Raw genomic sequence first — 13,500 nt, forward strand, 5'->3', positions numbered from 1 at the left:
GCAGTAGCCGGGGCCGGGCCCGCCGTCAGCGGCTCGTCATCATCTCCGGGCGTACCAGGTTCTCCGCGACCAGCAGCCCCTTCACCCGCTCCGACAACAGGCCCAGCTGCCGCAGCACATGGATCACCTGCTGGAACAGCAGCTGCCGGTAGGTGGCCATCATCGGGTTGGTGCGGGCGAAGTGCAGCCCCTTGGCCACGTCCAGCTCCATCCGCTCCCACACCTCGCGGAGCATGAAACGGCGGGACATCAGCCGGATGGACTCCAGCAGGAAGTCCTCGCGCTCGCGCATTTCGGCCGAGGTGGCCTGCTCGTACATGCCGGTGAGGGAGGTGACGCCGAACGCGATGTGGCGGGCCTCGTCACTCGCCACCATCTTGGTGATCTGCCGGATCAGCGGATCGCCGAAGCCACTGCTGGCGAGCCGCAGCCCGGTGATCGCCAGGCCCTCCATGACGACCTGCATACCGAGGTAGACGATGTCCCACCTGGACTCCGAGAGCACATCGTGGAGCAGTGTCCCGAGGCCGGGGTTGACCGGGTAGACGGTGCCCAGCTTCTCGTCCATGTAGCGCGCGAATGCCTCGACATGCCGCGCCTCGTCGGCGACCTGGGAGGCGGCGTAGGTCTTGGTGTCCATGTCGGGCACGGTCTCCACCAGCCGGGCCGTGGTCACCAGCGCGCCCTGCTCGCCGTGCAGGAACTGGCTGCACATCCAGGCCTGGTACTCCCAGCGGAACTGGGTGAGCAGTTCGCGTGGCACCGGGCTGCCCTCGCCGACCACGAAGCCGGCGAGCCGCGCCCCGTTCTCCTCCGTCAGCTCGGCCCCGAACCGGACGTCGTGATCCCAGTCGATATCGGTGGCGGCGTTCCACTGCCCGGCCTTGTTCTTCTCGTACAGGCGCCACACTCGGCTGTCGCGCTTGCCGTAATCCCAGTTCAGGCACGCCTGGGTGAGGGATTCGACCTTCATCAGGTCCGCCGTCACGGCGTCCAGGACGAAGAACGGCGAGTCGGCTGCCTCGTCAGGAGGAGCGGTCATGGGAGTGCGATCCCCTCGGGCACAAGGGCGGACGGTCGCCACGATCCTCACTGGGCCCGACCACCACCGGCCAGGCAGGCCCGGGGGCAACTTCGCGGCAGACCGGTTGCCGGTCCCCGTGCCTGGTCCGGGCGCCGCCACCGGGCCACGATGGCCTAAGCGACCCCGAGGAAGTAGAGGGCCACCGCCCCGAGCAGTGCCGGGCGACGAAAGGAGCGGGATGCGAACCCATGCCGCCGTGCCACCCTCCCACCCCGCCGGCACACCGCGTGGCGTGGACACTCCGTGGATCGTCGGCCGGGTGACCGCGCCCAGCCCCCGGCTGCGGCTGTTCTGTCTGCCCCAGGCGGGCGGCAGCGCCGGCTCGTTCGCCCCCTGGCGGCTCACCCCGCCCCACGGCATCGAGCTGGCAACGGTGGAGCTCCCCGGCCGTGGTGTGCGCGCCGCAGAGCCCGTACCGGACACTCTGGAGGAGCTGGCCGACGCGGTGCTCGACGGTATCGCGGGCGAGTTCGACCTGCCGTACACGCTCTTCGGCCACAGCTTCGGCGCGCTCCTCGGCTACGAGATCGCCGTCCGCGCCGGCCGGCGTGGCCTGCCCGCGCCCCGCGCGCTGCTGGTCTCCGCCTCCCGGGCACCGCACACCCCGGTGCCGAAGCGGATCTCCGACCGGGACGACGAGAAACTGCTCGCCTGGCTCGAGGGATTCGGCGGTTTCCCGCCCGACCTGAGGGAGTATCCGTCGTATCTGCGGTACGCGCTGCGCACGGTACGGCGCGACCTCGCGCTCACCGAGGCGTACCGCAGCGCCGGGCCGGTGCCGGTGGGCTGCCCGCTGCATGTCTTCGGCGGCGCTCAGGACCCGCTGGTGGGCAGGGCAGAGCTGGAGCGGTGGCGGTCGTGTGCCTCGGCCGGGTTCACCCTCCAGCTGCTGCCCGGCGGGCACGACTACCTCTTCACCGGTGCTCCGGCCGTGCTCGACGCCGTCACGGCGGTGCTCGGCTGACCGGTGATGTTCTCACCGATACCGGGGCACCGACACCGGGCCCCTTCCCCAGGGAGTTGTGACGCGTGGACGAGCTGACCGGCATCACCGTGTTGGAGGCGGACGGCGAGCGGCTGGGGCCGTTTGTGCACCGGCAGGTCACGGCGATCGACGAGGCCGTCGCCGGGGCCGGGGCCGTGCTGATCCGCGGGGCCGGCGCCGAAGGCGTCGAGGATTTCCAACAGGCCCTGGACGGACTCGGGTTCAAGCCACTGGAGTACACCGAGCGCTCCACGCCACGCAGCGAGGTGGGCGGCGGTGTCTTCACCTCCACCGAGTACCCGGCGCGCGAGGTGATCCCGCAGCACTGCGAGTCGTCGTACGCCGGTGCCTGGCCCGGCCGGCTGGCCTTCTTCTGCGCCACCCCGGCGGCCACCGGCGGCGCCACCCCGATCACGGATGTGGCGCGGGTGCTGGAGGACATCCCGGACGAGGTGGTGCGGGCCATGGAGGCTCGGGGGCTGCGCTATGTGCGCAACTACGGCAGCGGCGTCGGCCTCGACTGGCGCGAGGCGTTCCAGACCGACAGTCGCGCCGAGGTGGCCCGGTTCTGCGCGGCGGGCGGCCTGGAGTGGGAGTGGCTGGAGGACGACCGGCTGCGTACGGTGCGCCGGGCGCCCGCGACCGTCGCGCACCCCCGCACCGGGCGCCGGGCGTGGTTCAACCACCTGGTGCTGTTCCACCAGTCCTCGCTGCCGCAGGGGTTGCGCGGGGACCTGGTGGCGCTGTTCGGCGAGGGCGGGCTGCCCAACGACGTGTTGTTCGGCGACGGGACCCCGATCCCGGACGAGACGGTCACCGCGGTCCGTACGGCCTTCGAGCGCCGTGCGCAGCGCTTCGACTGGCACCGGCACGACCTGCTGGTGATCGACAACATGCGCTGGTCGCACGGCCGGGAGGCGTTCACCGGGGAGCGCCGGGTGCTGGTGTCCATGTCCGACCTGATCAGCAGGACCGATCTGGCACAGCCCGCCCTGCGCGGCTGAGTTGCTGCCGCTGAGCTGCACACCGGCAATGCCGCACCTGGGCAGGGCCGTCGGCGGGCAGGGAAGCTGCCGGTCAGCTGCCTGGCCCGCGGATCGGCCGCGCGACACCATCGTCGCGTGAACGAAGTGTCCAAGTCGCCGATCGAGTCCGTGCTGCCCCTCACTCCGCTGCAGGAGGGCATGCTCTTCCACGCTCTGTACGACTCCGAGGCTGCGGACGTCTACACCATCCAGGCCCCCCTCGAACTGCTCGGAGATGTCTCGGCGAAGGCGCTGCGCGCGGCCTGCGCCGCCACCCTCGCCCGCCACGCCGTGCTGCGCGCCGGTTTCCGCCAGCGGGCGAACGGGCAGGCGGTGCAGCTGATCCGGCGGAACGTACGGACACCGTGGACCGAGCTCGACCTCTCCGCGGACCCCGAGTCCGTACGCCGGAAGAAGCTGCTGGCCTTCCTCGAGGAGGAGCGGTCGCGCCGCTTCGACATGACGGCCCCGCCGCTGATGCGGTTCGCGCTCGTCCGGCTGGCCGAGAGCCAGTACGTGTTCGTCCTGACGTACCATCACATCCTGCTCGACGGATGGTCACTGCCGCTGGTGCTGGAGGATCTGTTCACCTTCTACCACCGGAAAACGGAGGCCGCGGAGGGGGACGACGGCGCGGGCGAGGCGGGGCTTCGGCCGGTCACACCGTTCTCCGACTTCCTGCGGTGGCTCTCCCGGCAGGACCGCCCGGCTGCCGAGGAGGCGTGGCGGTCGGCCCTCCAGGGGCTGTCCGAGCCGACGCTCGTCGCCGCCGGCGCGCCCGTCGCGGGCGACGGGGAGATGCCCGGCCTGACCCTCGTCACACTTCCCGAAGACGCCACCGAGGCGCTGACAGCCACCGCCCGGAAACACGGGCTGACCCTCAACACGGTGGTACAGGGCGTCTGGTCGCTGCTGCTGTCCCTGCTGACCGGGCGGGACGACGTGGTGTTCGGCCAGACCGTGCACGGCCGCCCGCCGCAGCTGCCCGGCGCCGACTCGGTGGTGGGCCTGCTGATGAACGCGCTCCCGGTCCGGGTGCGGATCGACCCTGCGGAGCCGATGGCCGACCTGTTCGCCCGGGTCCAGGACGAGCAGTTCGCGCTGGCTCCGCATCAGCACCTCGGGCTGACCGAGGTACGGCGGCTGTCCGGCCTTGACACGCTGTACGACACCTCGACCGGCTTCGGCGACGCGCCCTTCGACTGGGCGTCCGTCCGGGACACCGTGCCGGGCCTGCGGATCGCCCCGCTCGCCGAAGACTCCCCCGATGCGACGGACGGGGCGGACGCTCAGGCCGGCGGTCAGCAGGAGATCACCGGCGCCACCCACTACCCGCTGAGCGTGGTCGCCATCCCCGGCCCCCGGCTGAGCCTGCACATCAGCTACCGCCGGTGTCTGTTCGACGACGCCCGCCTGGAGCTGATCCGCACCCGGCTGCGGCTGCTGCTGGACGCCTTCAGCCACTCCCCCACCACCCCCGTCGCACATCTGCCGCTGCTGACCGACCGGGAGCGCGAGCAGGTGCTGGGCGCATGGGCCCACCGCTCGGAGACACCGTCGCCCGAGGCGTACGGAGACGATCGGGCGACGCTCCCCCAGCGCTTCGAGGCCCAGGCGAGCCGCACCCCCGACGCCCCGGCCGTGGCCGAAGGGGCGAACACCCTCAGCTACCGTCAGCTCGACGAGGCCGCCAACCGGCTGGCCCGGCTGCTGCTGCGGCGCGGCGTACGGGCGGGAGACCTCGTCGCCGTGGCGCTGCCGCGTGGTGTCGATCTGATCGTGGCGCTGCTGGGGGCCCTGAAGGCGGGGGCCGGATATCTGCCGGTCGACCCCGGATATCCGCCGGAGCGCGTGTCGTTCATGCTCGCCGACGCCGCCCCGTCCGCCGTCGTCTGCGCGGACACCGGCCACCCGGCGCCAGGCCCTGTCCGGGCGGTCTTCTCGGGCCCGCGACGCCAGCTACGGCACCTCGCTGCGTTGTCGGAGTCGCCCAAGTACGCCCAGTACGAGGGCGATCCTCCGCCTTGCGATGCTCCCCCAGCCTTCGGCCGGGAGGTGCCCCCTCATCTGACGCCGCGGGCTGATCCTCAAAGACCGCCCGGACAGGGCCTAGCCGCACACCCGTCGGCGGTCCCGCTCGGCGACCCCGCCGTGCGCGCTGAGTTGGCGGCGCTGCCGGGACACGGGGTGGACGACGCCGAGCGCGGTGCGCCGATCCGCCCCGCCGACCGCGCGTACGTCATCTACACCTCGGGGTCGACCGGCCGCCCCAAGGGGGTGGCGGTGGAACACCGTACGGTCGACAACTACCTGGCCTTCGCCCGCGCCGCCTACCCGGGCCTGGCCACCCAGGCGCTGGTGCACTCGCCACCGTCCTTCGACCTCACCGTCACCGGTATCTTCGGCCCGCTGACCTCGGGCGGTCTGGTGCGCGTGGTCGATCTGGACGACTTCGACGCCCCGCCCGGGGCCGAGGGCGACGGGCCCGCGTTCGTCAAGGCCACGCCCAGCCATCTGCCGGTGCTGGTCGCCTCCGACGCGTGGTACTCACCGAGCGGCGAACTCGTCATCGGCGGCGAGCAATTGACCGGAGAGGCGCTGGCCGCGTGGCGGGCCCGCCACCCACAGGTGACGGTCGTGAACGAGTACGGCCCCACCGAGGCGACCGTGGGCTGTGTGGAACACCGCCTGGAGCCCGGCGACCCGCTGCCGCGGGGTGCGGTGCCGATCGGCCGTCCCGTCCCCGGGGCCCGGATCTATGTCCTGGACCCGTGGCTGCGCCCGGTCCCGGCGGGCATCCCAGGCGAGCTGTACATCGGTGGCGAGGTGCTGGCCCGCGGCTATGTCGGGCGGCCGGGGCTCACCGCGGGCCGGTTCGTCGCCGATCCCTTCGGCGCGCCCGGCGGCCGGATGTACCGCACCGGAGACATCGCCTGGTGGCGGCCCGACGGCAGCGTGGTCTACGGCGGCCGAGCCGACGACCAGGTCAAGGTCCGTGGCTACCGGATCGAACTGGGCGAGATCGAGGCCGTGGTCGGCAGCGACCCCGCCGTCGCCCAGGTGGCTGCGGCGGTACGGGAGGACCGCCCCGGTGCGCCGCGCCTGGTGGCGTACGTCGTGGCGGCGCCCGGACGGGACGCCGAACCGGCCGCGCTGGCCGAACGGATCGCGGCCAAGCTGCCCGCGTACATGCTCCCCTCGGCTTTCGTCACCCTGCCCGCGCTGCCGCTGAGCCCCAACGGCAAGGTCGACCGGGCGGCGCTGCCCGAGCCGGACCCGGCGGAGCCGACAACACCGCCACGGCAGGCGGCCGGGGAGACCGGAAAGACCGGGCCGGATCCGGAGGCTGAGGCGAGGGCGGGGGCTGAGGCGAGAGCCGAGCAAGACGCCGTGGCCACGCTCACCGGGCTCTTCGCGCAGGTCCTCGGCGCGGACAAGGTCGGGGCCTCGGACGACTTCTTCTCCCTCGGCGGCGACTCCATCACCGTGATCCAACTGGTGGCGCGGGCGCGCGAGGCGGGGCTGCGGTTCACCCCCAAGCAGGTCTTCACCTATCGCACGGCCGACGCCCTGGCCGCGTTCCTGCGGCAAGAGGCGCGGCCGACCCCGGCCCCGGCGGCCGGCTCCCCCGCCCCCGACGAGGCGTCCGCCACCGTCCCCGCCACGCCGATCACTCGGTGGCTGCTGGAACACGGCGGCGCGATCGACGCCTTCCACCAGTCGACGCTGCTGCGCGTGGCGCCCGGGCTCGGCACGGACCGGCTGGCCACCGCCGTACGCGCCGTGGTGGAGCGCCACCAGGCGCTGCGCGCCCGGCTGCGCGACGACGGCTCCCTCGCGCTCGCCCCGGTGGACCCGCGCGGGCTGCGTGCGGCGGTCCGGCGGGTCGATGTCTCCGGGCCGGCCTCGGGCGACCTCCGCCGCCGGATCTCGGACTGCGCCGGTGAGGACGCCGACGCCCTCGCCCCGCGCGACGGCGTGATGCTGCGCGCCACCTGGTTCGACGGCGGCGCGAGCCGACCGGGGCGGCTGCTCGTCACCGTCCATCACCTGGCCGTCGACGCGGTCTCGTGGCACATCCTGCTGACCGATCTGTACACCGCCTGCCAGAAACGTACGGGGCGTACGGCGGCAGAGGCCGCCCCGCTGCCGGACCCGGTGCCCGTCCCGCTGCGGGAGTGGAGCCACCGGCTGTACGCCGCGGCGAAGGCTCCCACCGTGCTGGACGAACTCCCCCTGTGGCGCAGGATCCTGCGCGCGGGCGGGATCGCGCCCGCCGACGCCCGGCTCTCGCCGTCCCGGGACATCCACGCCACGGCCGGGGAACTCACCCTCACCCTCCCCGAGGACCTGACCGCGCCGCTGCTCACCACCGTGCCGGCCGCCCTGTCCAGCGACACCAGGGAGGTGCTGCTCACCGGCCTGGCGCTCGCCGTCGCCGCCTGGCGGCGCCCCGGTGCCGACGCCCGCACCGGCGTGCTGGTGGATGTGGAGGGGCACGGCCGTGAGCCCATCGGCGAGGACATCGATCTGTCGGGCACCGTCGGCTGGCTCACCTCCCTCTATCCGGTACGGCTCGACGCCGGGTTCGGCGACTGGGACCCGGACGGCGATCCGGCGCCCGCACGCCTCGGCGAGGCCGTACGCCGGGTCACGGACCAGGTCCGGGAGATCCCGCGGCGCGGTATCGGCTTCGGCCTGCTGCGCCATCTGAACCGGGACACGGCCGACGAGCTGGCGGCCTATCCGGCCCCGCAGCTCGGCTTCAACTACCTGGGCCGACAGGACGGTTCCGCCGACGAGGACTGGAGTGTGGCGCCCGAGTCGGACGCGTTGCCGGGCGGAGCCGATCCGCGGATGCCGATGGCGCATGTCGTCGAGGTGAACGCGGCGGTCGAGGACGGCCCGGCGGGGCCACGGCTGGCCGCACACTGGCTGTGGGCCCCTCGTCTGCTGACCGAGGGCGACGTCGGTGAGCTGGCCCGGCTCTGGTTCGCGACGCTGCGTGCGCTGGTGGCGTACGGGACGAGCGCGGAGGCCCCCAAGCCCGTGCCCACGCCCGTACTCACTCTGGGCTCCGGGGAGCGGGACGAGGCGGAGCTGTCCCGGCTCGGCGCCCGGATCGGCATGCCCGTCGCCGAGTTGCTGCCGCTCACCCCGACGCAGGAGGGGCTGCTCTTCCACGCCCGGTACGACAGCGGGGACCTGGACGTCTACAACGTGCAGATCACCCTGGAGGTGGGGGGCAGGCTCGACGCCGAGCGGTTCCGGGGCGCGTGTGACGCGCTGCTGCGCCGCCACCCGATGCTGCGCGCGGCCTTTCTCCAGCGGCGGTCGGGGGAACCGGTGCAGGCCATCCCGGAACAGGTCCGGATGGACTGGCACACCCACGACCTGACCGGCCTCGACGCGCGGGAGCAGGACGCGCGGCTGGAGGCGCTGCTCGATGCCGACCGGCGGCAACGCTTCGATGTGGCCCGGCCGCCGCTGGCCCGCTGCACCCTGATCACGCTCGCCGAGGACCGGCAGACGCTGGCCTTGAGCATGCACCATCTGCTGGTGGACGGCTGGACCACTTCGCTGCTGCTGCGCGATCTGCTCGCGCTCTTCGACCACGGCGAGGACACCGGTCTGCCGACCCCCGGACACTACCCCGACTATCTGCGGTGGCTGGCCGCGCAGGACCGCGAGGAGGCGCACACCGCCTGGAGCGGCGCGCTGGCGGGCCTGGCCGAACCCACCCTGGTCTGCCCGGACCAGGACACCGCGCGGATTCGCGTCCTGCCGGAGCGCATCGCCGTCGAGCTGTCCGAACCGGACACCGCCGCGCTGCTCGACGCGTCGCGCCGAGCCGGTGTCACGCTCAACACGCTGCTGCGCGCCGCGTGGGCGCTGTGTCTGCACCGCCGGACCGGACACCGGGACATCGTCTTCGGGGCCACGGTCTCGGGGAGAGTGGCCGAGCTCCCCAGGGTCGAGGAGATGGTGGGGCTGTTCGTCAACACCGTGCCGGTACGGGTGCGCCTGGACGCGGCCGAGCCGGTGGCCGAGCTGCTGGCGCGGCTGCAGGAGGAGCACGCCGAACTCCTCCCGTACCACCACCTCGCCCTGACGGACATCCAGCGGGCGGCGGGCCTCGGCACCTTGTTCGACACCTGCGTCGTCTTCGAGAACTTCCCGACCGCCGAGGCCCTGCCCAGCCCGGAGGACGGTCTGCGGCTGACGGATGTGGCCGGGTACGACGCGTACCACTACCCCCTCAAGCTGATGGTCTCGCCCGGCCGGCGGCTACTCCTCGAGGTCAGCTACCGCCCCGACCTGTTCGACGCCGAGGACGGCCGGCAGGTGGTGGCGCGGCTGCGAGAACTCCTGACCGACCTGCCGGCGGCCCTGACGGCCCCGACCGGACACCTACTCACCGATGTCACTGATGTCACTGATGTCACCGCACCGGCCGTCGAACCCGCGGTGCGGCGGCTGTGCGAGCTGATCGCCGAGGTGCTGGGACGCGGGTCCGTCGGGGCGGACGACGATGTGTTCGCCCTCGGCTGCGACTCGCTGACCGCGCTGCGCCTGGCGGGCCGGATCGAAGCGGAGCTGGGTCGGACCGTCGATGTCGCGACCGTGTTCCGCTGCCGCACCGCGCGGTCCCTCGGCGACGCACTCTGACCACGTCTTACGGAACAGGCAGGTGGACCCGCATATGCGATATTCGGCGGTCGTCAATTCATGGAACGAATGGGACCCGCTCCAGGAGATCGTGGTCGGCTCGGCCGACAACGCCTGCTTCGAGCCGACGGAGCCGGGCAGCCGCCCCGCGATACGTGACTCCCCCGACACACCGTTCCCCACCGGGCCGAAATCCCAGGAAGCCGTCGAGCGGGCCAACGAGGAACTGGCCGGTCTGACAGCCCTGTTGGAGTCCCAGGGCATCACCGTGCGCCGCCCGGAGCCGCATGACTTCTCGGCCCCCGTCCGCACCCCCGGCTTCGAGGTCGAGAACCAGTACTGCGCGGTCTGCCCGCGCGATGTGATGATCACGATGGGCAACGAGATCATCGAGGCCACCATGTCGCGCCGGGCCCGGTACTTCGAGTACGAGCCCTATCGCAAGCTGGTGTACGAGTACTGGAACGCCGATCCGCGCGTCGAGTGGACGACCGCGCCCAAGCCGTCGATGCGCGACGGGATGTACCGCGAGGAGTTCTGGGAGTGGCCGCTGGAGCAGCGGCATGCGCGGATGCATTCCTTCGAGTTCTGCGTGGGCCAGGACGAGGTGGTCTTCGACGCCGCCGATATGAGCCGGCTGGGGCGCGACATCCTGGTCCAGGAGTCGATGACCACCAACCGGGCGGGCATCCGCTGGCTGAGGCGGCATCTGGAGCCGCGCGGCTTCCGGGTCCACACGGTCCACTTCCCGCTGGACTTCTTCCCCTCGCACATCGACTGCACCTTCGTGCCGCTGCGCCCGGGACTGGTCCTCACCAACCCCGAGCGGCCGCTGCGCGAAGGCGAGGAGAAGATGTTCCTCGCGAACGACTGGGAGCTGGTCGACGCCCCGCAACCCGTCCTGGGCAATGACGAGATGCCCAAGTACTGCCAGTCCTCCAAGTGGCTTTCGATGAACGTGCTCAGCATGTCGCCGACCAAGGTGATCTGCGAGGAGCGGGAGAAGCCGCTCCAGGACCTGCTCGCCAAGCTCGACTTCGAGGTGTTCACCGTGCCGTTCCGCCACGTATTCGAATACGGGGGCTCCCTGCACTGCGCCACCTGGGATGTGCGCCGCGAGGGCACCTGCGAGGACTACTTCCCCGCCCTCCGGTACGAGCCCCTGTTCTGACCCACCGGCTGGAACACGGGCTGAACCACGAGGCACGAAAAACCGGGTGCCGCGCCCGTGCCGCATTCCCTACACTCACCACGAACCGCGCGCCACCACCGTATGAGGGCGCGCACCGTGACGTATGACGTATGAGGGGAGTCGGCCGTGTGTGACCACACCGCTGGTACCCCTGTTGTCGTTTTCCCGTCACAGTACGAGGTGATCCTGGTGTCTTCGGGCGCCCGGTGCCGGCTGCGCGGCCGGTTCCGGATGCCCGTGACGAACGTATGACGGCTCCCTGGGAGTTCCGCCTGGCCTGACCACAGGCCATGTCGTCCGGGAATCGCGCCGCCCTTTTCTGGATCACTCTGAAAGGCCCTGGGCCGTGCGTACCGACTTCAACCGCCGCCGCCATCCCGCCACCGCGCTTGCTCACCCGCTTGCCGCGGTCCGCAACCTGGGCATCCTCGCCCATGTGGACGCGGGCAAGACCACCGTCACCGAGCGGATCCTGTACCTCACCGGGACCACCCACAAGCGTGGCGAGGTCCACGACGGCACCACCGTCACCGACTTCGACTCCCAGGAGCGCGACCGTGGCATCACCATCTTCGCGGCCGCGGTGAGCTGCGCCTGGGACGGCCACCGGATCAATCTCATCGACACCCCCGGCCACGTCGACTTCTCGGACGAGGTGGAACGCTCGCTGCGGGTGCTCGACGGGGCGATCGCGGTGTTCGACGCCGTCGCGGGGGTCGAACCGCAGAGCGAGTCGGTGTGGCGGCAGTGCGACCGGCACGGCGTGCCGCGCATCGCCTTCGTCAACAAGATGGACCGTGCCGGTGCCGATCTGGACACGGCGGTCGAGTCGATCCGGGAGCGGCTGCATCCGGCGCCGCTGGTCGTCCAGTTGCCGATCGGCACGGAGGACGGTTTCACCGGGGTGGTGGATCTGCTGCGGATGCGCGCGCTGGTGTGGCCCGACGGCCACGGCACGGGCGAGGAGACGTACGAGGAGCGCCCGGTGCCCGACGCCCTGCGGGAGGAGGCGCGGCGGCGGCGCCGGCTGCTGGAGGAGGCGGTGGCGGAGCTCCACCCGGGTGCGCTGGAGGAGTTCTGCGCGGACTCGGCGGTCTCCACACCGACTCTGGCCGCCGCGCTGCGCGAGCTGACCCGCGGCGGCGAGGGTGTGGTGGTGCTGTGCGGTTCGGCCTACCGCAACCGCGGTGTCGAGCCGCTGCTGGACGCCGCCGTGTCGTATCTGCCTTCGCCACTGGACGTACCGGCGGTACGCGGCACCCGGGGCGAGGCGGTGGAGGAGCGGGCCGCCGACCCCAACGGGCCGTTCGCGGCGCTGGTGTTCAAGGTGACGGCGACCGCCACCGGGCGGCTGACGTATCTGCGGGTGTATTCGGGGACGGTCGGCAAGGGAGAGGCGGTGTTGGACGTGGGCGCGCGGCGCACCGAGCGGATCGGCCGCATTCTGCGGGTCCAGGCCGATCGGCATTCGGAGGTGGACCGGGCGGTGGCCGGGGACATCGTCGCGGTGGTCGGGCCGAAGGCCGCCCGCGCCGGGGCCACGCTGTGCACACCGTCGGCTCCGCTGCTCCTCGAGCCGCCCACGGTCGCCGACCCGGTGGTCTCGGTGGCGGTGGAGGCCCGCGGGCGCGCCGACGCCGACCGGCTGGCCACCGCGCTGGCCCGGCTGGTGGAGGAGGATCCCTCGCTCACGGTCAAGACCGACTCCGAGACGGGGCAGACGGTGCTGTCGGGGATGGGCGAGCTCCATCTGGAGGTGGCGGTGGAGAAGCTGCGCCGCGCCCAGGGTCTTGACGTGGCCGTCGGACGGCCGCGGGTGGCCTACCGGGAGACCGTCGTCCGCGGGGTGTCCGGGCTGGTGTGCCGGCATGTCAAACAGGAGGGCGGGGCCGGTCAGTTCGCCCATGTCGTGATCGACACGGAGCCGCTGGAGGTTACGCCCGACGCTGCACCGGCCGCCGGGGGCATGGCCTTCGCGTTCCGCTCGACGGTCGTCGGCGGGCGGGTGCCGCAGGAGTACGTGCGGGCGGTCGAGGCCGGCTGCCGGGACGCCCTGGCCGAGGGTCCGCTCGGCGGCCACCCGGTGACCGGCGTACGGGTCACCCTGACCGACGGGGCCACGCATTCCAAGGACTCCTCGGAGATGGCGTTCCGTACGGCCGGGCGGCTGGCGCTGCAGGCGGCGCTGCGCGCCGGTGCGATGGTGCTCCTGCAGCCGGTGGCCGAGGTCACGGTCACGGTGCCGGAGGACGCGGTGGGCGCGGTGCTCGGCGATCTGGCGGCGCGGCGCGGCCGGGTCTCGGGCACGGCCGCGCGGACGGGCACGGCGGTCATCACGGCGACCGTGCCGCTGGCCGAGCTGTTCGGCTACGCGACCCGGCTGCGCAGCCGGACCCAGGGCCGGGGCACCTTCACCACCCGGCCCGCGGGCTACGCCCCGGCACCCGACGCGGCGACCGCCGGGACACCGTCCCGGTAGCCCGTCGGCGGATCCGAAGATCACACTTCTGAAATCCAGACACCAACGAACGAAACTATGATTCGA

Annotated in this window: 6 protein-coding genes; 5 read left to right on the forward strand and 1 reads right to left on the reverse strand. The window is 72.3% G+C overall.

The window, feature by feature from the left end; all coding sequences use genetic code 11:
* Positions 1-25: 25 nt before the first annotated feature.
* Positions 26-1,042, reverse strand: a complete 1,017-nt coding sequence (locus ACWDSL_RS21060; RefSeq protein WP_450487506.1) for a ferritin-like domain-containing protein — start codon at positions 1,040-1,042, stop codon at positions 26-28.
* A gap of 220 nt (positions 1,043-1,262) precedes the next feature.
* On the opposite strand from ACWDSL_RS21060, the gene ACWDSL_RS21065 reads away from it, so the two are divergent.
* The 5 genes from ACWDSL_RS21065 (at position 1,263) to fusA (ending at position 13,434) form a co-directional block, all read left to right on the forward strand.
* Complete coding sequence (locus tag ACWDSL_RS21065) at positions 1,263-2,048, forward strand: thioesterase II family protein (protein ID WP_450487508.1); 786 nt, start codon at positions 1,263-1,265, stop codon at positions 2,046-2,048.
* 65 nt (positions 2,049-2,113) lie between these two features.
* The gene (locus ACWDSL_RS21070) at positions 2,114-3,073 is read left to right on the forward strand and encodes a TauD/TfdA family dioxygenase (RefSeq protein ID WP_450487510.1); all 960 of its coding nucleotides are present in this window, start codon (positions 2,114-2,116) and stop codon (positions 3,071-3,073) included.
* A 117-nt stretch (positions 3,074-3,190) separates the two neighbouring features.
* On the forward strand, positions 3,191-9,763 hold the full coding sequence (locus tag ACWDSL_RS21075; protein WP_450487512.1) for a condensation domain-containing protein: 6,573 nt from the start codon (positions 3,191-3,193) through the stop codon (positions 9,761-9,763).
* Between the two features lie 34 nt (positions 9,764-9,797).
* On the forward strand, positions 9,798-10,934 hold the full coding sequence (locus ACWDSL_RS21080; RefSeq protein WP_450487514.1) for a glycine amidinotransferase: 1,137 nt from the start codon (positions 9,798-9,800) through the stop codon (positions 10,932-10,934).
* A gap of 367 nt (positions 10,935-11,301) precedes the next feature.
* Positions 11,302-13,434, forward strand: a complete 2,133-nt coding sequence (gene fusA, locus ACWDSL_RS21085) for an elongation factor G (protein WP_450487516.1) — start codon at positions 11,302-11,304, stop codon at positions 13,432-13,434.
* The last annotated feature ends 66 nt before the right edge of the window (positions 13,435-13,500 follow it).

Source organism: Streptomyces sp. NPDC000941 (assembly GCF_053599555.1).